Here is a 20,126-nt window from a genome sequence, read left to right as displayed (position 1 = left end):
GAGGAGGGCAGCGGGGTGACGGGGTGCCAGTCCAGCGGGGTGGACAGGACCATCGTGCTGGACGGCTGGCCGTACGGGGCGAGCCGGTCGATGACGGCCTCGAACTCCCCGATCGACCCGGCCGCCACCTTCAGCATGCTGCACGCGTCGCCCGTGATGCGGTGGATCTCCAGGATCTCCGGCCAGCCCGCCACGTCGGGGTCGTGCAGGATGCACCGCGACCCGTAGCAGGACATCCGGATCAGCGCGACCACCGTGCGGCCGGCCCGGGTCAGGTCGACGTGGGCGTGGTAGCCGGTGATGATCCCGGCCTCCTCCAGCCGGCGCACCCGCTCGGCGACGGCCGGCGGCGACAGGTGCACCCGCCGGGACAGCTCGCTGAAGGAGAGGCGCGCGTCGGCCTGCAGTTCCCGCAGCAGCGCCCAGTCCATGTCGTCCATGAGGCGACCTTACTTTCTGGAAGCCGAATCGCGCTCGCACCTTTCGCGCCGCAGGTCGGGCGGTGGTAGAGCCGTTGATCCGGCATTCCATCAGCCCGTTCCGCCGCGGGATCATGTCGGTCACCCGGCTCGGCCGACGGCCGCGCACCCGAGTGAGCAGAGGAGGACCGGTGGAGCAGACGGACCTGCGGGCGCCCACCCGGGCGGCGGTGCGCCCGGTCACCCCGCGGCAGCGGGCCGCCCGGGCGGCCCGCAACGGCGGCGAGCCGACCCTGGAGTTCGCCGAGCGGGTGCCGTACGACGCGTACGTGCAGGCCAGCACGCTGCACCGGTTGCAGCGGCCGCTGAGCGACGACCCCGGCGAGATGTCCTTCCTGATGGTCAGCCAGATCATGGAGCTGTACTTCGGGCTGACCTGCCACGAGCTGCGCGAGACCCAGCGGCTGCTGCGCGCCGACCGGGTGTGGGACGCGCTGGCCCCGCTGCGGCGCGCCGCGCTGCACCTGGAGGCGCTGAACGCCGCCTGGAAGGGGCTGCGCTGGATGACCCCGGCCGACTTCAACCGGTTCCGCAACCTGCTGGGCGAGGGCTCCGGCTTCCAGTCGGCGATGTACCGGCACCTGGAGTTCCTGCTGGGGCTCCGCGACGAGACGCTGATCCGGCCCTTCCGCCGCCAGGCCGACGTGTACGCCGAGCTGCGGGCGACCCTGGCCGCGCCGAGCCTCTGGGACGACGTGCTCGCGCTGCTCGCCCGGCACGGCCACCACCTCCCGGCCGACCTGCTCGACCGGGACGTCGCCGTCGAGCACGAGCCACACGCAGCGGTCGAGGCGGCCTGGGTGCGGATCTACGCCGGCGCCGGGCCGGACAACCACCTCCGGCTGCTCGGCGAGGCGCTGACCGAGGTCGCCGAGCAGTTCGGCGACTGGCGGCAGCACCACGTCAAGGCCGTGCAGCGCACAATGGGCGCCAAGGTCGGCAGCGGCGGCTCCGCCGGACTGGCGTGGTTGCAGCGCAGCATGGCCCGGGTGGTCTTCCCCGAGCTGTGGTCGGCCCGGACCGCGATGTGACCGGAGAGCGAGACACCCCGATGAACACCCCCGCACCGCAGTCGTGGCGGTCGGCCGACGGCGAGGCCGAGGCCCGCCGCCGCGACGACGCCGACCCCGGGCACCGCCACCTGTTCCACGTGCCGCCGGCCGACGGCGGTCGCTACCCCGAGGCCGCGTACCTGGCCGGCAACTCCCTCGGCCTGCAACCGCGGGCCACCCGCGGCGAACTCCTCGCCGACCTGGACGCGTGGAGCCGGCTCGGCGTCGAGGGCCACCTGGAGGCGGAGCGCCCCTGGCTGCCGTACCACGAGCTGCTGACGGCGCCCGCCGCGCGACTGGTCGGCGCCGCCCCGGCGGAGGTCGTGGTGATGAACTCCCTGACGGTCAACCTGCACCTGCTGATGGTCAGCTTCTACCGGCCGGCCGGGGCGCGGACCCGGATCGTCATCGAGGACAGCGCCTTCCCCTCGGACAGCTACGCCGTGCGCAGCCAGGCCCGCTTCCACGGCCTCGACCCGGACGCCACCGTCGTCCGGCTGCGCCCGCGCGACGGCGAGGACACCCTGCGCACCGAGGACGTGACCGACTACCTGGCCGCCGAGGGCGACCGGGTGGCGCTGGTGCTGCTCGGCGGGGTCAACTACCTCACCGGCGAGCTGATGGACATCCCGACGATCACGGCCGCCGGCCGCGCGGCGGGGACCGTGGTCGGCTGGGACCTGGCGCACGCCGCCGGCAACGTCCCGCTGGCCCTGCACGACTGGGACGTCGACTTCGCCGCCTGGTGCTCCTACAAGTACCTCAACTCCGGGCCGGGCGCCCTGGCCGGGGTGTTCGTGCACGAGCGGCACCTCGGCAACCCCGACCTGCCCCGCTTCGAGGGCTGGTGGAGCACCGACGCGGCGACCCGGTTCGAGATGACCCCGGTCTCCCGGCCGCCGGCCACCGTGGAGGCCTGGCAGGTCTCCAACCCGCCGATCTTCGCGATGGGCCCGGTGCGGACGTCGCTGGAGCTCTTCGACTCCGTCGGCATGCCGGCGCTGCGCGAGCGCAGCCTCCGCCTCACCGGCTACCTGGCGGGGCTGCTCGACGAGGTGACCGCGGAGCGCCCGCTGACCGTGGTCACCCCGCGCGACCCCGCGCGGCGGGGCTGCCAGCTCTCGGTGCGCATCGGCACGGGCAGCGCCGCCGGGCTGGCCAAGCGACTGCGGCACGAGCACGGCGTGATCGCCGACGCCCGGGAGCCGGACATCGTCCGGTTCGCCCCGGTGCCGCTCTACTCCACGTACCTCGACTGCTGGCGGGTCGCCGACGCGCTGGCCGCCACCGTGGAGGTGACCTCATGACCGCGGAGCGCGACGAGGTCGCGGTGGTCGGCGCCGGCCTGGCCGGCTGCCTGCTGGCCTGCTTCCTGGCCCGCCGCGGCTACCGGGTGGCGCTCTACGAGCGGCGGCCCGACCCGCGTACCGGCACCGTCGAGCGGGGACGCTCGATCAACCTGGCGCTCTCCGAGCGGGGCCTGGACGCGCTGCGCCGTATCGGCCTCGACGGGCAGGTGCTGGCGGACGCGCTGCCGATGCGCGGCCGGATGATCCACCCCGTCGCCGGCGAGCCGCAGTTCCAGTCGTACAGCGCCTCCGGCGACCGGGCGATCAACTCGATCAGCCGGGGCGCGTTGAACAACGCCCTGCTGGACGCGGCCGCGGCCCTGCCCGGGGTGCGGATCGCCTTCGACCACCGGCTGGTCGGCCTCGACCCGGCCACCGGCGAGATGACCTTCGAGACCCCGACGGGCAAGGTCGCGGCCACCGCGTCGGTCGTCCTCGGCGCCGACGGCGCCGGCTCGGCGGTGCGCGGGCAGCTGCTGGCGTACGGGCTGCTGACCGAGAGCCTGGACTTCCTCGACTACGGCTACAAGGAGCTGACGATCCCGCCGCTGGGCGGGGACTTCGCCCTCGACCCGGACGCGCTGCACATCTGGCCGCGCGGCACCTCGATGATGATCGCGCTGCCGAACCCGGACCGCTCCTTCACCTGCACCCTCTTCTGGCCCACCCACGGCACCGCCAGCTTCGCCTCGTTGGGCAGCCCGGCGGCGATCGAGCGGCACTTCGCCGAGCACTACCCGGACCTGCCGCCGCTCGCCCCGAACCTGGTGGACGACTACCAGCACAACCCGGTGGGCGTGCTCGGCACCGTCCGCTGCACCCCGTGGCAGGCGTACGGACGGGTCGGCCTGCTCGGCGACGCCGCGCACGCCATCGTCCCGTTCTACGGCCAGGGCGCGAACTGCGCCTTCGAGGACGTGGTCGAGCTGGACCGCTGCCTGGACGAGTGCGCCGACGACTGGTCGGCGGCGCTGCCGCTGTTCCAGGAGCGCCGGCAGGCCAACGCCGAGGCGATCGCCCAGATGGCGCTGGCCAACTTCGTGGAGATGCGCGACAAGGTGGCCTCGCCGCTGTTCCAGGCCGGCCGGAAGGTCGAGCACGCGCTGGAACGGGCGCTGCCGGGCCGGTACGTTTCCCGGTACGAGCTGGTGTCCTTCTCGACCACCCCGTACGCCGAGGTGGTGCGGCGCGTCCGCCGACAGCACCGGCTGCTCGGCGCGGTGGCCGCCGGCGCGGCGGTGCTGCTGGCCGGCGCGGTCGGCGTGGCGATCAACCGAGGGAGGCGTCGATGACCGTCACCTGGGATCCCCGGCTGATGGCCGGGCGGGCGCCCGACGGCCCGGGCCTGCTGCGCAACTTCGTCGGCGGCGAGTTCGTCGAGGGCGGGCGGCGGTTCACCAAGCGCAGCCCGGTCACCGGCGAGCCGGTGTTCGAGGTCGCGGAGGCCGACCGGGCGTGCGTGGACGACGCGGTCGCCGCCGCGCGGGCGGCGCTGCGCGGGCCGTGGGGCGGGATGGGGGAACGGGAGCGCGCCGAGGTGCTCCGCCGGGTCGCCGACGAGCTGGAGCGCCGCTTCGACGACCTGGTCACCGCCGAGGTCGCCGACACCGGCAAGGCCATCTCGCAGGCCCGCACCCTGGACATCCCGCGCGGGGCGGCGAACTTCCGCGCCTTCGCCGAGATCGTGGCGACCGCGCCGACCGAGTCCTTCACCACGGTCACCCCGACCGGCGGCCGGGCGCTGAACTACGCGGTCCGCAAGCCGGTCGGCGTGGTCGCGGTGATCGTGCCGTGGAACCTGCCGCTGCTGCTGCTCACCTGGAAGGTCGCCCCGGCCCTGGCCTGCGGCAACACGGTGGTGGTGAAGCCCAGCGAGGAGACCCCGGCCTCGGCGACCCTGCTCGCCGAGGTGATGGCCGCCGCCGGGGTGCCGGACGGGGTGTTCAACCTCGTGCACGGCTTCGGCCCGGACTCGGCGGGGGAGTTCCTCACCCGCCACCCGGGGGTCGACGCGATCACCTTCACCGGCGAGTCGGCCACCGGCAGCGCCATCATGCGGGCCGCCGCCGACGGCGTGAAGGCCGTCTCCTTCGAGCTGGGCGGCAAGAACGCCGGGCTGGTCTTCGCCGACGCCGACCTCGACGCGGCGGTGGCCGGTTCGGTGCGCTCCAGCTTCACCAACGGCGGGCAGGTCTGCCTCTGCACCGAGCGGATCTACGTGCAGCGCCCGGTGTTCGAGGAGTTCACCGCCCGGCTCGCGAAGCGGGCCGGCGAGCTGCCGTACGGCTGGCCGGCCGACGAGGCCACGGTGAACATGCCGCTGATCTCGCACCAGCACCGCGCCAAGGTGCTCGGCCACTACGACCTGGCCCGCGCGGAGGGCGCCGAGGTGCTCGCCGGGGGCGGCGCGCCGGCCTTCGGCGACGCCCGCGACGGCGGCGCGTACGTGCAGCCGACGGTGCTGACCGGGCTGGGCCCGGACGCCCGCACCAACACCGAGGAGATCTTCGGCCCGGTGGTGCACGTCGCCCCGTTCGACACCGAGGACGAGGCGTACGCGCTGGCCAACGGCACCGAGTACGGCCTGGCGGCGACGGTGTGGACGCGCGACGTCGGGCGGGCGCACCGCGCCGGCGCCCGGCTCGACGCCGGCATCGTCTGGGTCAACACCTGGTTCCTGCGCGACCTGCGCACTCCCTTCGGCGGGGTGAAGGCGTCGGGGATCGGCCGCGAGGGCGGCGTGCACTCGCTCGACTTCTACTCCGAACTCACCAACGTCTGTGTGGACCTGTCATGAGCGAGCGCAGCGAGCGAATCCTCGGGCGCAGTGTCGTGGAGCCTCGTGGCGGCTCCGAACGGAGCGAGGAGCCGGCATGAGCGTCGATTACGATGCCGCGGCCAGGGAACTGGTCGACGCGCGGGAGCACGGCAAGCCCTGCCCGCCGCTGCGCGGCCGGCTGCTGCCCGAGGGGGATGTCACCTCGGCGTACGTCGTCCAGCAGCTCCAGGTGCGACAGTGGTTGCAGCGGGGCTACCGCCGGGTGGGCGCGAAGATCGGGCTGACGTCGCGGGCCGTGCAGGAGAGCCTCGGCGTCTACCAGCCCGACTTCGGGGTGCTGACCGACGCGATGGCGGTGCCCGACGGCGCCGAGGTGGCGCTCGACCGGCTGCTCCAGCCCCGGGTGGAGGCGGAGGTCGCCTTCGTGCTCGGCGCGGACCTGCCCGACGAGCGGATCACCACCGCGGACCTGATCCGGGCGGTCGACCACCTGCTGCCGGCGATCGAGATAGTCGACTCGCGGATCGCCGGCTGGGACATCTCCATCGTGGACACCGTCGCCGACAACGCCTCCAGCGGCCTGTTCGTGCTCGGCACCACGCCGCGCCGGCTCGCCGACATAAACCTGCGGCTGTGCGGGATGGTGCTGGAGCACGCCGGGGAGCCGGTGTCGGTGGGGGCGGGCGCGGCCTGCCTGGACAACCCGCTGCACGCGCTGGAGTGGCTGGCGCGGACGATGGCCCGCTCCGGCGACCCGCTGCGCGCGGGTGACGTGGTGCTCTCCGGGGCACTCGGCCCGATGGTGCCGGTGACCCCGGGCGCGGCGTACGAGGCGCGGATCTCCGGCCTCGGCTCGGTCCGGACGTGTTTCTCCCAGGAGGCGTCATGAGTGTCGGGGTGGCGGTGATCGGGTCGGGCAACATCGGCACCGATCTGATGATCAAGGTGCTCCGGCTCTCGGAGTCGCTGCGGATGGTGGCGATGGCCGGCATCGACCCGGAGTCCGACGGCCTCGCCCGGGCCCGGCGCCTCGGCGTGGCGACCACCGCCGAGGGTGTCGACGGGCTGGTGGCGATGCCCGAGTTCGCCGACGTCGAGCTGGTCTTCGACGCCACCTCGGCCGGCGCGCACCGGCACAACGACGCGGTGCTACGCGCGCACGGCCGCACGGTGGTGGACCTGACCCCCGCCGCGATCGGCCCGTACGTGGTGCCGCCGGTCAACCTCGACGAGCACCTGCACGAGCGCAACGTCAACATGGTGACCTGCGGCGGGCAGGCCACCGTGCCGATCGTCGCCGCCGTCGGCCGGGTGACCCCGGTGGCGTACGGCGAGATCGTCGCCTCGATCGCCTCGAAGTCGGCGGGGCCGGGCACCCGGGCGAACATCGACGAGTTCACCGAGACCACCGCCCGGGCGATCGAGGTGGTCGGCGGCGCCGAGCGCGGCAAGGCGATCATCGTGCTCAACCCGGCCGACCCGCCGCTGCTGATGCGCGACACCGTCTACTGCCTCTGCCCGGACGACGACGCCGACCGGGCCGCGATCGCCGCCTCGGTCGCCGACATGGTGGCGGCCGTGCAGGAGTACGTCCCCGGCTACCGGCTCAAGCAGACCGTGCAGTTCGACTGGATCGACACGTACGTGCCGACGCTGGGCCGGAACCTCACCGGGTTGCAGGTCTCGGTCTTCCTGGAGGTCTCCGGCGCGGGGCACTACCTGCCGGCGTACGCCGGGAACCTGGACATCATGACCTCGGCCGCGCTGCGCACCGCGGAGCGGCTGGTGGCGCGGCGGGCGTCGGCCCGCGGCGTCGGCGCGTCGGCCGGCGACGCCGCGGAGGTGACCGCATGACCGACCTGTACATCCAGGACGTGACGCTGCGCGACGGCATGCACGCCATCGCCCACCGCTACACCGTCGACCAGGTGCGCACCATCGCCGCCGCCCTGGACGCGGCCGGGGTGGCCGCCATCGAGGTGGCGCACGGCGACGGGCTCGCCGGCTCCAGCGTCAACTACGGCCACGGCGCGGCCAGCGACGCCGAGTGGATCTCGGCGGCGGCCGAGGTGATGACGCACGCGAAGCTGACCACGCTGCTGCTGCCCGGGATCGGCACCATCGCCGACCTGAGGGCGGCGAAGGCGCTCGGGGTGACCAGCGTGCGGATCGCCACCCACTGCACCGAGGCGGACATCTCGGCCCAGCACATCTCGTGGGCCCGGGAGAACGGCATGGACGTCTCCGGCTTCCTGATGATGTCGCACATGAACGACCCGGCCGGGCTGGCCGCCCAGGCCAAGCTGATGGAGTCGTACGGCGCGCACTGCGTCTACGTCACCGACTCCGGGGGCCGGTTGCTGATGTCCGACGTGGCCGAGCGGGTCGACGCGTACCGGCAGGTGCTGGGGCCGGAGACGCAGATCGGCATCCACGCCCACCACAACCTCTCGCTCGGGGTGGCCAACAGCGTGGTCGCGGTCGAGCACGGCCGCATCCTCGGCGACGGGCCGGTCGGCTCGCCGCCCGGCCGGACGGTGCGGGTGGACGCCTCGCTGGCCGGCCAGGGCGCCGGGGCCGGCAACGCGCCGCTGGAGGTCTTCGTCGCGGTCGCCGAGCTGCACGGCTGGAAGCACGGCTGCGACGTCTTCGCGCTGATGGACGCCGCCGACGACATCGTCCGCCCGCTGCAGGACCGCCCGGTCCAGGTCGACCGGGAGACGCTCTCGCTCGGGTACGCCGGGGTCTACTCCAGCTTCCTGCGGCACGCCGAGCGCGCCTCGGCCAGGTACGGCGTGGACGTCCGCTCGATCCTGGTCGAGCTGGGCCGGCGCCGGATGGTCGGCGGGCAGGAGGACATGATCGTGGACGTGGCGCTGGACCTCGCCGGCAAGGGGGAATCGTGATCGGCCCGGACACGGCGGGGATCGCCGAGCGGCTGGGCGTGGCGGCCGACACGGCCACCGCGATCCCGCAACTGGCCGCCGAGACCGGCCTGGACGTCGACGCCGCGTACGCGGTGCAGACCGCGCTGCTGCAACGCCGGCTCGACCGGGGAGAACGGCTGGTCGGGCTGAAGATGGGCCTGACCAGCAGGGCGAAGATGGCCCAGGTCGGCGTGGACGAGGTGATCTGGGGCCGGCTCACCGACGCGATGCGGGTGCCCGACGGCGGCGCCGTCGACGTCGGCGACCACATCCACCCCCGGGTCGAGCCGGAGGTGGCGTTCCTGCTGGACCGGCTCCCCGAGCCCGGCGAGCCGGTCGGCGACTTCACCGACGCGGTCCGGGCGGTCGCCCCGGCCATCGAGCTGATCGACTCCCGGTACGCGGACTTCGCCTTCTCGCTGCCCGACGTGATCGCCGACAACACCTCGGCCGCCGCGTTCGTGGTCGGGCCGTGGCGCCCGGTGCCGGACGGGCTGGACAACCTGGGCGTGCTGCTGGAGGTCGACGGGCGGGTGGCGCAGGTCGGCTCGACCGCCGCCATCCTGGGCGACCCGCGCCGGGCGCTCGACGAGGGCATCCGGCTGGCCGGGCGGCACGGGGTGCGGCTGCGCTCCGGCTGGGTCTTCCTGGCCGGCGCGGCGACCGCCGCCGTGCCGCTGCGTCCGGGGGCGCACGTCCGGGCCGTCGTCGAGAAGCTCGGCACCGCTTCGCTGCGGGCGTCGTCGTGATCGGGGGTGGGGGTTCCGCTCGGGCGTGGCTGCCAGGTGGTGGGTCATGACCGGCGAGGCGCGCGTCGTGGCGGGGAAGGCCGTGCCGCGCGGGGCGTTTCCGCACGTCAAGGTCGCCGGCGGGTTCGTCTTCGTCTCCGGCACGTCGTCCCGGCGGCCGGACAACACCTTCGCCGGTGTGGAGGTCGACGAGTTCGGCACCACGAACCTCGACATCCGGGCGCAGACCCGCGCGGTGATCGAGAACGTGCGGGACCTGCTGCGCTCGGTCGGCGCCGACCTGTCCGACCTGGTGCAGGTCACCAGCTACCTGGTCAACATGAACGACTTCGGTGGCTACAACGAGGTCTGGGCGGAGTTCTTCGACGCGACCGGACCGACCCGCACGACGGTGGCGGTGCACCAGTTGCCCCACCCGCATCTGTTGATCGAGATCCAGGCCGTGGCCGTGCTCCCGCAAGGAGGTCAGTCGTCGTGAGTGAGATCGCCGAGCCGTTCAGCTTTCCTGGGTGGATCGCGGAGAACCAGCACCTGCTGAAGCCGCCGGTCGGCAACAAGGAGATGTTCCCGGGCGGGGACGACTTCATCGTGATGGTGGTGGGTGGGCCCAACCAGCGCACCGACTTCCACGTCGACCCGTACGAGGAGTTCTTCTACCAGGTCAAGGGCAACATGCACATCAACCTGATGCTCCCGGAAGGGCCGCGTACGGTGCACGTGCGCGAGGGCCAGATGTGGATGCTGCCGCGCAACACCCCGCACTCGCCGCAGCGGCCCGAGCCGGGCTCGATCGGCGTGGTCGTGGAGCGGGTCCGCGAGGAGGGCACGCTGGAGAAGTTCCAGTGGTACTGCGCCGAGTGCGGGCACAAGGTGCACGAGGTCGAGTTGCAGGTCCGCGACATCGCCGCCGACCTGCCCCCGGTCTTCCAGGCGTTCTACGCCGACGAGGCCGCCCGCACCTGCGCGAACTGCGGCGCGCTGCACCCGGGCAAGGGCTGATGACGGTTCCTGCCGAGGGCCTGCCGGCGCGGCTCCCGGTGGTCGACGTGCACACGCACGTCGTACCGAAGGGATGGCCGGACCTCGCCGCGGCGTGCGGCGGGTCCGGCTGGCCCTGGCTGCGGGTCGACTCCGAGCGCGCGGCCATGATCATGGTGGGGGAGACGGAGTTCCGGCCAATCGGCGCGGAGTGCTGGGACGCCCCGACGCGGCTCGGCGACATGGCCGCGGACGGCGTCGACGTCCAGGTGGTCTCGCCGACCCCGGTCTTCTTCGGTTACGACCGCCCGGCCGCGCAGGCCGCGAAGGTCGCCCGGATCTTCAACGACCTCACCCTGGAGGTCACCGCCGCGGGCGGCGACCGGCTGGTGCCGTTCTGCCAGGTGCCGTTGCAGGACCCGGACGCGGCCTGCGCGGAGCTGGACCGCTGCCTTGCCGCCGGGCACGCCGGGGTGGAGATCGGCAACCACGTCGGCGACCGCGACCTGGACGACGCGGGGATCGTGCAGTTCCTGACGCACTGCGCCGAGGTCGGCGCCCCGGTCTTCGTGCACCCCTGGGACATGCCCGGCGGCCCCCGGCTGGACCGGTGGATGGCCCGCTGGCTCGCCGGGATGCCCGCCGAGACGCACCTGTCGGTGCTGGCGCTGATCCTCGGCGGCGTCTTCGACAGGGTGCCCGACACGCTGCGGATCTGCTTCGCCCACGGCGGCGGCAGCTTCCCGTTCTGGCTGGGCCGTGCCGACAACGCCTGGCACCGCCGCGGCGACCTGGTACGCGGATCCTCCACCGCCCCACCCAGCTCCTACGTCGACCGGTTCTGCGTCGACTCGGTGGTGTTCTCCCCGGCGGCGCTGCGGTTGCTGGTCGACACGATGGGGTTCGACCGGGTGCTGCTCGGCAGCGACTACCCGTACCCGCTGGGGGAGCGGCCGGTCGGCCGGGTGGTGCACGAGGCGGACTTCCTCACCGGGGAACAGCGCGCCCTGCTGCTCGGCGGCAACGCGCTGCGCTTCCTCGGCCGGTAGCGGTGGGTCGCCGTCCGGGTGGGTGGTCGGCCGGCCGTGTCGTCCGGCGAGCGGCGGCCCGACCAGGCAGTATGACGGGATGGCCGAGCCGCACGACCTGACCGCGCTGGAGCAGGCCGCCGCGATCGCCCGCGGCGAGCTGTCCAGCGTCGAGCTGGTCGAGCACCACCTCACCCGGGTCGACGCGCTCGGCGACACGGTCGGCGCGTTCGTCACGGTCACCCCGGAGCGGGCCCGCGCGGCGGCCCGCGCCGCCGACGCCGTCCCCGCCGGGGAGCGCGGTCCGCTGCACGGCGTGCCGACCGCGATCAAGGACCTCACCCTCACCGCCGGGGTGCGCACCACCTTCGGCTCGGCCGCCTTCGCCGACTTCGTGCCGCCGGTCGACGCCGACGTGGTGCGGTTCATGGCGGAGGCCGGGCTCGTCAGCCTGGGCAAGACCACCACCTCCGAGCTGGGCTGCTCGCTCTACTCGGAGGGGCTGGTCGCCCCGCCGGCCCGCAACCCGTGGGACCTGGCGTACACCGCCGGGGGTTCCAGCGGCGGGGCGGCGGCGGCCGTCGCGGCCGGGCTGGTGCCGGTCGCCCAGGGCTCCGACGGCGGTGGTTCGCTGCGCATCCCCGCGTCGCTGTGCGGCCTGGTCGGCTACAAGCCCAGCCGGGGTCTGGTCTCCGGCGGTCCGGTCGGCTTCGGCGGCTACGGCCTGCCGACCAACGGGCCGGTCGGGCGGACGGTCGCCGACGTGGCGGCCCTGCTCGGCGTGCTGACCCGGCCGGTGCCCGGCGAGCCCTACCTGGCGCCCGCCCCGCCCGAAGGCGGCTGGCTCGCGTCGGCCCGGGCGGCCGAGCCCGGTCGGCTGCGCGTGGGCCGGTTCACCGCCCCGATGCTCGCCGACGAGCCGGTCCACCCCGACTGCGTCGCCGCCGTGGACCGGGCCGCCGCGCTGCTCACCGCCGCCGGCCACGAGGTGGTCGAGGTCCCCGCGCCGCTCGGGCCCGCGGTGTGGCCGCTGTTCGAGATCGTCTGGTACGTGCTGGCGCTCGCACCCGTGCCGCCCGGGCGGGAGAGCGCGTTGCTGCCGCTGACCCGCCTCCTGCGGGCCCGGGGCGCGGAGATCTCCGCCGGCACCCTCACCGCCACGCTCGGCGAGCTCCAGGCACAGGTGCGCCTCGGGGTCCGCCGGACCGCCGGCTGTGACCTGCTGCTCTGCCCGGCCCTCGCCGCGCCCCAGGCCCCGGTGGGCTGGTTCACCGAGGGCGGCGACCCGGTCGAGGACTTCGAGCGGCAACGCCGGTTCTCGCCGTACTGCGCGGTCTTCAACGTCACGGGCGATCCGTCCGTCTCGCTGCCGGTGGGCGTCACCGCCGAAGGGCTGCCCGTCGGGGTGCTGCTGACCGGCCGGTACGGCGACGACGCGAGGTTGCTCGCCACCGCTGCGCAACTGGAGCGCGGCAGTGGCGGGTGGGATCGCCACCCCGCAATCTGGCGGGCCGTCGGCTCCGCTAACGTGAATGGCAGCGGAGTCGGGCGGTCGACGCCATGATCGTCCACCCGACCCGGTCGATCGAGGTCTCTTCTTCCGCCTGGGGGCGTTGGGATTGTCTGTAACCGAGACGTTGCTGGTCTTCGTCGGCATCCCGGCGGCCGCGGTGCTGGTGATCGCCGGCCTGGCGTACGCCGGTAGCCGTGGTGGTGGCGGTGGCGGCGCCAAGCGCTACCGGCCGGGCCGGCCCTTCGACTTCACTCCGGTCTGGTTCCTGGGCCGGCCGGAGCAGCTGGCCGACTCGGCCGGCACCGCGCTGGCGGCGGGCGCGCAGGCGCCGGCGCTGACCAGCCACAAGCTTGAGCGGGCCGGCATCGAGCCGCCGGCCGGTGGAACCGGAGGCGCAAGTGACCGTTGGTGAGAAGCAGGCCGCGGCGGGCAACCCGCCCGAGGTGCTGGACGGGCCGTTCTCGACCCGCCAGCTGCTGCGCATCGACGAGGCCCTGCGCCTGGCCGACCAGGGCACCGGGCTGGTCTTCTCGGTGTTCGTCGGCGGCCTCGACGAGCCGATCCGGGAGCACGCCGAGCGGCTGCACCGCCAGCTCGCCGAGCCGGACCGGTCGGTGCTGATCGCGGTGTCGCCCAACCAGCGCCAGCTGGAGATCGTGACCGGCCGGCACGCCCGCAAGCGCATCCCGGACACGTACGCCCGGCTCGCCGCGCTGTCCATGGTGGCGGCCTTCGGCGGCGGCGACCTCGCCGGCGGCATCATCAACGGCCTCGACCAGCTCGCCAGCCACGCCGGCAAGGGCTGAGCGCCCGCACCTCGCAGCGAAGCCCGGTCCGCTCACAGCGGACCGGGCTTCGTCGTGTGCGCGGATGCCGCGCAAAGATCCTGGTGGGAAGCAACCCCTCCGGGGGCCGTTTCCCACCAGGATCTCCCAGCGGTACGTCCGCTCAGGCGCTCTGGGCGTCCTTGGCGCGGGCCTTGAGGGCACGGACGACGCCGTCGCGGCCCTCGGCGACCAGCCGGCGCAGCGGGGCCGGGTGGCGGTCGCCCGCCAGCCACGCGTCGGTCGCCGCCACGGTGTCGTCCTCCACCAGGTACGCCGGGTACGCCAGCTGCGCGAACTCCTGCGCCGGCTCGCTGTCGCGGTTGGCCCAGACCGTGGCCACCTCGGCGAAGTACCTCTCCCGGTACGGCGTGACCAGCTCCAGCTGCGCCGGGTGGGCGAGACCCTGCAGCAGCGCCCGGTTGCGCCAGTTCGGCAGCGCCTCCGGGCCGGTCAGCTCGGCCCAGACCGCGGCCTTGTTCTCCGCCGTCGGCACCAGCGCGCGGGCGTACGCGGCCTCCCGCTCACCGCTGGCCGTCCGGTCCGTGGCCAGCTCGGCGTCGATCTCGGCGGGGCCGGCAGCGCCGTTGGCGACCAGCGCGTCCAGCACCGTCCAGCGCAGCTCGGTGTCGACGGTCAGCCCGGCGGGGACGCCGGTGCCGGCCAGCCAGCCGCGCAGGGCGGCCAGGTCCTCGGCGGAGCGGGCCGCCGAGGCGTACGCCCGGGCCCAGGCGAGCTGGAAGCCGCTGCCCGGCTCCGCGGCGGCCAGCGCGGTGCGGGCGGTACGCGCCAGCTCCGCCCAGCCGGTCGGCGCCCAGGCCGGGTCGGCGTAGTAGGTGAGCGTGGTGGTGGCCTGCCGCAGCGTCGCGGTGACCAGGTTGATGTCGGTCTCGGCGGGCAGCCCGGCCAGCACCAGCGCCACGTAGTCGCGGGCGGCCAGCTCGGCGTCCCGGGTCATGTCCCACGCGGCCGTCCAGCAGAGCGCGCGGGCCAGCGACGACTCGAGCCCGGCGATGTGCTGCACGACGGTGGCCATCGACCGCTCGTCCAGCCGCAGCTTGGTGTAGGTGAGGTCGTCGTCGTTGAGCAGCAGCACGTCGGCGGCGCGCACGCCGCGCAGCTCGGCCAGCTCCGTCCGGTCGCCGGTCACGTCCGCCTCGAGCCGCTGGCGCCGGACCAGCCGGCCGTCGGCCAGGTCGTAGAGGCCGACCCCGATGCGGTGCGTGCGCAGCGTCGGGTGCCCGGCCGGCGCCTCCTGGCGCACCACGACGTTCTCGTAGGTGCCGTCGGCGCCGATCGTCACCTCCGGCCGCAGCGTGTTGACCTGCGCGGTCTCCAGCCACTGGGCGGCGAACTTGCGCAGCTCCCGGCCGGAGGCGGTCTCCAGCTCGGAGAGCAGGTCGTCGAAGGTGGCGTTGCCCCACGCGTGCTTGCCGAAGTACGCCCGCAGCCCGGCCAGGAACGGCTCCTCGCCCACGTACGCGACCAGCTGCTTGAGCACGCTGGCGCCCTTGGCGTAGGTGATGCCGTCGAAGTTGACCTCGACGGCCTCCAGGTCCGGCATCTCGCAGTACACCGGGTGGGTGGAGGAGAGCTGGTCCTGCCGGTAGCCCCAGTTCTTGCGGATGGACAGGAAGGTCGTCCACGCCTCGCGGAACCGGGTGGCGTGGGTGTTGCACCAGTGGCTGGCCCACTCGGCGAACGACTCGTTCAGCCACAGGTCGTTCCACCAGCGCATGGTGACCAGGTCGCCGAACCACATGTGGGCCAGCTCGTGCAGGATCGTGTTGGCGCGCTGCTCGTACTCGAAGTCGGTGACCTGCGAGCGGAAGATGTAGTGCGCCTCGGCGTGCGTGACGCAGCCGAAGTTCTCCATCGCGCCGGCGTTGAAGTCGGGCACCCAGAGCTGGTCGTACTTGGGCAGCGGGTAGCGCACGCCGAACTGCTCGTGGAAGAAGTCGAAGCCCTGCTTGGTGATCAGGAAGAGGTCGTCCGAGTCCATGTACTGCGCCATCGAGGCCCGGCAGTACGCGCCCAGGTCGATGCCGTCGTGGCTGTCCCGCACCTCGTGGTACGGGCCGGCGCAGAGGGCGGTGATGTAGGTGCTCATCCGCACGGAGGTGGCGAAGTGCACCGTCTTCAGGCCCTCGCCCGCCGCCTCCTCGCGCTCCACCGGCATGTTCGAGACCACCTTCCAGTGGTCCGGAACGGTGGCGTGCCAGGTGTAGACGCTCTTCAGGTCGGGCTGGTCGAAGCAGGCGAAGACACGCTGGGCGTCGGCCGTCTCGAACTGGCTGTAGAGGTAGGTCTCGCCGTCGACCGGGTCGACGGTGCGGTGCAGGCCCTGTCCGCTGTTCGAGTACGCGAAGTCCGCGTCGACCACCAGCGTGTTCTCGCCCGCCAGCCCGGAGAGCGTCAGGCCCTTCTCCGCCGACCAGCCGCTCAGGTCGACCGGGGCGCCGTTCAGCGTGGCGGACCGCACCGAGTCGGCGGCCACCTCGATGAAGGTGCTCGCCCCCGGCTCGCTGCACCGGAACCGGACCTCGGTAATCGATCGGAAGGTGCGACCCTCGGCCGCCTGGACGGCGGTCGAGAGGTCCAGACTGATGTCGTACCCGGTCACGTCGAGCAGGCGGGCCCGCTCGGTGGCCTCGACCTGCGTCAGGTTGCGCACTCCCGGCACTGTTCGTCTCCATCCCGTCTCGCCGTACGCCTCGTTGGCGCCCGTCACCGACCGCTCGTGACGGCCGGATTCGAGTCTTCCATGCACGAACACCCCGCGGTGGGCGAGGTCACGCTCTCATTCCGCTGTCGGTCGATGCCCGCCGGGGTGAAGATCGCAGGATGGCGCCGGGAGGCCGGCGCCCTGGTCGTGAAGGGACCCACCGTGAGCGAGCGTGTCGCCGTAGACATGTGGTTCGACCCCATCTGCCCGTGGGCGTGGATCACCTCCCGCTGGCTGCTGGAGGTGGAGCAGGTCCGGGAGGTGGACATCCGCTTCCACGTGATGAGCCTGTCGGTGCTCAACGAGGGGCGGGAGCTGCCCGAGCAGTACCAGGAGCTGATGCGCACGGGCTGGGGCCCGGTGCGGGTCTGCATCGCGGTGGAGCAGCGGTACGGCCAGGAGGCCGTCCGCAAGCTCTACACCGCGCTGGGCACCCGGATCCACCTCGGGCAGGAGAAGCTCTCGCCGGAACTGTTCGCGGCCGCGCTGACCGACGCCGGACTCGACCCCGCGCTGGCGGACGCCGCCGACAGCGCCGGCTACGACGAGGCGTTGCGGGCCAGCCACGAGGCCGGCATGCGCCCGGTCGGCACCGACGTCGGCACCCCCGTGATCCACGCGCCCGGCCCGGACGGCGGCACGGTGGCCTTCTTCGGCCCGGTGATCACCCCGGCCCCGAAGGGCGAGGCTGCCGGTCGGCTGTGGGACGGCGTCCTGCTGGTCGCCGGCACCCCGGGCTTCTACGAGCTCAAGCGCTCCCGCGAGCTGGGCCCCATCTTCGACTGACCCCGACGGCGCGGGTGCCGGGTCCGGCCCCGGCACCCGCGCCGGTCGGCGCGCCGACGCCGTCGGCCCGGCCCGTCGGTTCGGCCCCGGCCGGCGGGCCCGGCGTGCGCCGCCCAGGGGTTACGGCCTCCCCGCCGGCCCCGGCGTCACCGGGGGACCGGCGGGCTCGTTCTCTTCGGTGTCCGCCGCAGCGACCCGCAGGGCCGCACCCTCGCAGCTCGTGGAGGCAATCCCGATGGCCAAGCACCGTGCGTCCGGTGACGATCCGCTGACCGGGGAGGAGGTGACCGAGAGCCCGGATGCGGCGTACTGGTCGGTCGACGACTCCCGTTGGCCGGCCGTCCGTCCCGACCTGCCCGCGCACATGGTGGACCTGCTCGCCCCGCCGATCGTGGTCGGCGTCGCCCGGGTGCCGGCCACCTCCCGGCTCACCCCGCCCGCCGAGCACCGCCGGAACGCGCCGGCCGAGCACCGGCTCGCCCCGGCGGCCGAGCACCGGCGCAACGCGTCGATCGAGCACCGGCCGGCGTCGGCGGCCGGGCCGCGGGCCATCGTGCCCGCCGGGCCGGGCGGGACGGGCCGCCGGACGGCTCCCGCCTCGGGCGGGCGGCACCGCCTGCCGGCGAAGTAGCCGCCCCGATCCGACGCCCGCCCGGCCGCCCTTTCATCTGGTGGACGCCGTGCGGGTCCGCGGGTGCCGGGACTTCCGTCGCCGGTAGCGTGAGCGCACATGACGGTCGTGCATCCGATCGCCCGGGCCTGGATCACCACTGGCGGCACCGGCGCGCAGAACTACGACGAGTTCGCGGACGACGCGGAGATCACTGCGATCATCGAGGCGAACCCGCACAGTGCCCTCGGCATCGAGATGCCGCACCGGGCCCCGGAAAGCCTGGGCAAGTCCTTCCTCGACGCCCTGCCGGACGCGGTGGCCCGCCTCGCCGAGGCCAAGGCCGACGGCAGCTACACCCCCGCCGAGCAGGTCGTGGTCCTCTACCGGATCAGCGCGCCGGGGGAGGAGACGGCGTACGGGCTCTGGGCCATGACCGACACCGACCAGATCTCCACCCGGGCCGACGAGCCCGGTCTGGTCATCCGCAACGAGGACGTGTTCATCGCCAAGGTGCGGGAGCGGGTGACCCTGGCCGAGGCGCTGGGCCACCTGCTCTCGCCCGTACTCCTGCTCCAGACCGGGCGCGGCGACGAGCTGCACGCCGCGCTCGCGGCGGCGACCGACGCGGCCGGGGCGCCCGCGGCGACCGACACCGACCAGGCCGGTCGCACCCATGCCATCTGGCTGCTCGGCCCCGGCCCGCAGCAGGACGAGCTGACCGCCCTCGCGGGCGGCGGCGAGCTGGTCGTGGCCGACGGCAACCACCGCAGCCTCGCCGCGCAGACCGGCGGGCTGCCGCGCTTCCTGTCGGTGATCACCACGCCGGCGTCGGTGGCGATCCAGCCCTACAACCGCCTCGTCAGCGAGCTGACCACCACCGCCGACGAACTGCTCGACCGGCTCCGCGCCGCCGGCGCCGAGATCACCGACCTCGACGGCCCGGTCGAGGTCCCGGCAGCCGGCGGCACCGTCCACCTCCGGCTGCCCGGCGGGGGCTACGCGGTCACCCTGCCGCACGTCGGCGGCGGCCGGCTGGAGAACCTGGACCACGCGCTGGTCGAGCGGCTGCTGCTGCGCGACGCCCTCGGGCTCGACCCGGGCGACAAGCGGATCACCTACGTCGGCGGCGACTACCCGGCGAGCTGGCTGACCGGTGAGGTCGACGCGGGCCGGGCCGAGCTGGCCGTCCTGATCGCCCCGGTGACGGTGGACGACTTCGTGGCCGTGAACCTGGCGCGGGAGAAGATGCCGCGCAAGAGCACCTGGTTCACCCCGAAGGCCCGCGGCGGCCTGGTGGTCGCCGAGCTGTCCCGCTGAGTTGTGACGAATCCGCCCCGGGGCGCCGCCCGCGCGGCGTCCCGGGCGCGGGCCCTGCAAGACTGCGCGGTATGCGCGTCTACCTGGGATCCGACCACGCCGGTTTCGAGTTGAAGGTGCACCTGGTCAACCACCTGACCAAGGAGGGGTACGACGTCGTCGACGTCGGCCCGCACGCCTACGACCCGGACGACGACTACCCGGCCTTCTGCCTGCACACCGGTGACCGGGTGGTGGCGGACGCCGGCAGCCTCGGGGTGGTCATCGGCGGCTCCGGCAACGGCGAGCAGATCGCCGCGAACAAGGTGGCCGGCGTCCGGGCGGCCCTCGCCTGGAGCATCGACACCGCCCAGCTCGCCCGCGAGCACAACGACGCGAACGTCGTCGCGGTGGGCGCCCGCCAGCACACCCTGGACGAGGCGACCGCCATCGTCGAGGCGTTCCTGACCACCCCGTTCTCGGGCAACGAGCGGCACGCCCGCCGGATCGGCCAGATGGCCGACTACGAGCGCACCCGCCAGCTCCCCGACCTGCCCTGACGCCCTCCGCGCCCACGCCGGGCAGGCCGCCCTGCCCGGCGCGCGGCGCGGATCGTGGCGGGGTGGACGGCCCGCGGGGACCACACCGCGGCCCGCGGTGGCAGCCGGGCGGCGACGTCAGCGGCGGGGCAGGTCCTCGCGGGGGGTCCAGTTCCGGCGGATGACCACCACGCGTTCCTCGGCCGCGGCCAGGTCCTCGTCGGTCGGTCGGGCGGCGTCGCGGGCCCGCATCGCGGCCGTCACGCTCACCTGGGACGAGCCGGAGCCCACCAGGCCGCGCAGGCCGCGCTCGCCCTCGTCGCCCGGGCCGCCCCGGCGAGCGCGCGGGGGATCGGCGCCGTCGTGCACGCCGGCGGTGGCCGCCTGCGGCCCGTCGGTCGCGCCCGGGTCGCCGCCCGAGTGCCGTAGCCGGCGTCGCCGTCGCTCCACGTCCCCCATCAGCCGACCGTACCGCCCGTGGCCCACCCC

The 20,126-nt window shown here is 74.0% G+C and carries 21 protein-coding genes; 18 read left to right on the top strand and 3 right to left on the bottom strand.

Annotated features, from left to right (window positions below):
* Positions 1 to 440: Lrp/AsnC family transcriptional regulator (locus ACSNOB_RS27215; RefSeq protein ID WP_436689641.1), on the bottom strand; the 440-nt coding region annotated here is incomplete at its 3' end.
* Between the two features lie 170 nt (positions 441 to 610).
* On the opposite strand from ACSNOB_RS27215, the gene ACSNOB_RS27210 reads away from it, so the two are divergent.
* The 14 genes from ACSNOB_RS27210 to ACSNOB_RS27145 all read left to right on the top strand — a co-directional run bounded on the left by ACSNOB_RS27210 (position 611) and on the right by ACSNOB_RS27145 (position 13,660).
* Positions 611 to 1,510, top strand: a complete 900-nt coding sequence (locus ACSNOB_RS27210) for a tryptophan 2,3-dioxygenase (protein WP_436689639.1) — start codon at positions 611 to 613, stop codon at positions 1,508 to 1,510.
* A gap of 20 nt (positions 1,511 to 1,530) precedes the next feature.
* Positions 1,531 to 2,838, top strand: a complete 1,308-nt coding sequence (gene kynU, locus ACSNOB_RS27205) for a kynureninase (RefSeq protein ID WP_436689637.1) — start codon at positions 1,531 to 1,533, stop codon at positions 2,836 to 2,838.
* The gene (locus ACSNOB_RS27200; protein WP_436689635.1) at positions 2,835 to 4,172 is read left to right on the top strand and encodes an FAD-dependent oxidoreductase; all 1,338 of its coding nucleotides are present in this window, start codon (positions 2,835 to 2,837) and stop codon (positions 4,170 to 4,172) included. Before kynU ends, ACSNOB_RS27200 begins: the two co-directional genes overlap by 4 nt.
* Positions 4,173 to 4,195: 23 nt before the next feature.
* Entirely contained in the window at positions 4,196 to 5,677 is a 1,482-nt protein-coding gene (locus ACSNOB_RS27195; RefSeq protein ID WP_436689646.1) for a 2-hydroxymuconic semialdehyde dehydrogenase, read from the top strand.
* Between the two features lie 76 nt (positions 5,678 to 5,753).
* On the top strand, positions 5,754 to 6,548 hold the full coding sequence (locus ACSNOB_RS27190; protein WP_436689633.1) for a 2-keto-4-pentenoate hydratase: 795 nt from the start codon (positions 5,754 to 5,756) through the stop codon (positions 6,546 to 6,548).
* Entirely contained in the window at positions 6,545 to 7,513 is a 969-nt protein-coding gene (locus ACSNOB_RS27185) for an acetaldehyde dehydrogenase (acetylating) (RefSeq protein ID WP_436689631.1), read from the top strand. Before ACSNOB_RS27190 ends, ACSNOB_RS27185 begins: the two co-directional genes overlap by 4 nt.
* Entirely contained in the window at positions 7,510 to 8,565 is a 1,056-nt protein-coding gene (gene dmpG, locus ACSNOB_RS27180; RefSeq protein ID WP_436689629.1) for a 4-hydroxy-2-oxovalerate aldolase, read from the top strand. The genes ACSNOB_RS27185 and dmpG overlap by 4 nt, the downstream gene beginning before the upstream one ends.
* On the top strand, positions 8,562 to 9,335 hold the full coding sequence (locus ACSNOB_RS27175) for a 2-keto-4-pentenoate hydratase (protein WP_436689627.1): 774 nt from the start codon (positions 8,562 to 8,564) through the stop codon (positions 9,333 to 9,335). Before dmpG ends, ACSNOB_RS27175 begins: the two co-directional genes overlap by 4 nt.
* Before the next feature lie 46 nt (positions 9,336 to 9,381).
* Positions 9,382 to 9,813, top strand: coding sequence for a RidA family protein (locus ACSNOB_RS27170; RefSeq protein WP_393110530.1), 432 nt, complete (start codon positions 9,382 to 9,384; stop codon positions 9,811 to 9,813).
* On the top strand, positions 9,810 to 10,334 hold the full coding sequence (locus tag ACSNOB_RS27165; RefSeq protein ID WP_436689624.1) for a 3-hydroxyanthranilate 3,4-dioxygenase: 525 nt from the start codon (positions 9,810 to 9,812) through the stop codon (positions 10,332 to 10,334). Before ACSNOB_RS27170 ends, ACSNOB_RS27165 begins: the two co-directional genes overlap by 4 nt.
* Positions 10,334 to 11,362 carry an amidohydrolase family protein gene (locus ACSNOB_RS27160; RefSeq protein ID WP_436689622.1) on the top strand — a complete coding sequence of 343 codons (1,029 nt, stop codon included), beginning with the start codon at positions 10,334 to 10,336 and terminating at the stop codon, positions 11,360 to 11,362. The genes ACSNOB_RS27165 and ACSNOB_RS27160 overlap by 1 nt, the downstream gene beginning before the upstream one ends.
* A 79-nt stretch (positions 11,363 to 11,441) precedes the next feature.
* The gene (locus ACSNOB_RS27155; RefSeq protein WP_436689620.1) at positions 11,442 to 12,905 is read left to right on the top strand and encodes an amidase; all 1,464 of its coding nucleotides are present in this window, start codon (positions 11,442 to 11,444) and stop codon (positions 12,903 to 12,905) included.
* 49 nt (positions 12,906 to 12,954) lie between these two features.
* A complete protein-coding gene (gene ctaJ / locus ACSNOB_RS27150) occupies positions 12,955 to 13,266 on the top strand; it encodes an aa3-type cytochrome oxidase subunit CtaJ (RefSeq protein ID WP_436689618.1) in 312 nt (103 codons plus the stop codon).
* The gene (locus ACSNOB_RS27145; RefSeq protein ID WP_436689616.1) at positions 13,253 to 13,660 is read left to right on the top strand and encodes a DUF5130 family protein; all 408 of its coding nucleotides are present in this window, start codon (positions 13,253 to 13,255) and stop codon (positions 13,658 to 13,660) included. Before ctaJ ends, ACSNOB_RS27145 begins: the two co-directional genes overlap by 14 nt.
* A gap of 142 nt (positions 13,661 to 13,802) precedes the next feature.
* Here the strand turns inward: ACSNOB_RS27145 and pepN are convergent, their stop codons facing one another.
* The gene (gene pepN, locus ACSNOB_RS27140) at positions 13,803 to 16,352 is read right to left on the bottom strand and encodes an aminopeptidase N (RefSeq protein ID WP_436689644.1); all 2,550 of its coding nucleotides are present in this window, start codon (positions 16,350 to 16,352) and stop codon (positions 13,803 to 13,805) included.
* Between the two features lie 213 nt (positions 16,353 to 16,565).
* Between pepN and ACSNOB_RS27135 the strand changes: the two genes are divergently transcribed.
* The 4 genes from ACSNOB_RS27135 (at position 16,566) to ACSNOB_RS27120 (ending at position 19,658) form a co-directional block, all read left to right on the top strand.
* Complete coding sequence (locus ACSNOB_RS27135; RefSeq protein ID WP_436689614.1) at positions 16,566 to 17,189, top strand: mycothiol-dependent nitroreductase Rv2466c family protein; 624 nt, start codon at positions 16,566 to 16,568, stop codon at positions 17,187 to 17,189.
* Positions 17,190 to 17,424: 235 nt separating this feature from the next.
* The gene (locus tag ACSNOB_RS27130; protein ID WP_436689612.1) at positions 17,425 to 17,820 is read left to right on the top strand and encodes a hypothetical protein; all 396 of its coding nucleotides are present in this window, start codon (positions 17,425 to 17,427) and stop codon (positions 17,818 to 17,820) included.
* A gap of 99 nt (positions 17,821 to 17,919) precedes the next feature.
* Positions 17,920 to 19,119 carry a DUF1015 family protein gene (locus ACSNOB_RS27125; protein WP_436689610.1) on the top strand — a complete coding sequence of 400 codons (1,200 nt, stop codon included), beginning with the start codon at positions 17,920 to 17,922 and terminating at the stop codon, positions 19,117 to 19,119.
* A gap of 71 nt (positions 19,120 to 19,190) precedes the next feature.
* The gene (locus tag ACSNOB_RS27120; RefSeq protein WP_393110546.1) at positions 19,191 to 19,658 is read left to right on the top strand and encodes a ribose-5-phosphate isomerase; all 468 of its coding nucleotides are present in this window, start codon (positions 19,191 to 19,193) and stop codon (positions 19,656 to 19,658) included.
* A gap of 117 nt (positions 19,659 to 19,775) precedes the next feature.
* Here the strand turns inward: ACSNOB_RS27120 and ACSNOB_RS27115 are convergent, their stop codons facing one another.
* A complete protein-coding gene (locus tag ACSNOB_RS27115; RefSeq protein ID WP_393110548.1) occupies positions 19,776 to 20,096 on the bottom strand; it encodes a hypothetical protein in 321 nt (106 codons plus the stop codon).
* Positions 20,097 to 20,126: the final 30 nt, after the last annotated feature.

The organism is Micromonospora sp. URMC 106 (genome assembly GCF_051386395.1).
Taxonomy (GTDB): domain Bacteria; phylum Actinomycetota; class Actinomycetes; order Mycobacteriales; family Micromonosporaceae; genus Micromonospora.
The sequence above is the reverse complement of the archived record's forward strand: the minus strand, read 5'-3'. Positions and strand labels throughout refer to the sequence as shown.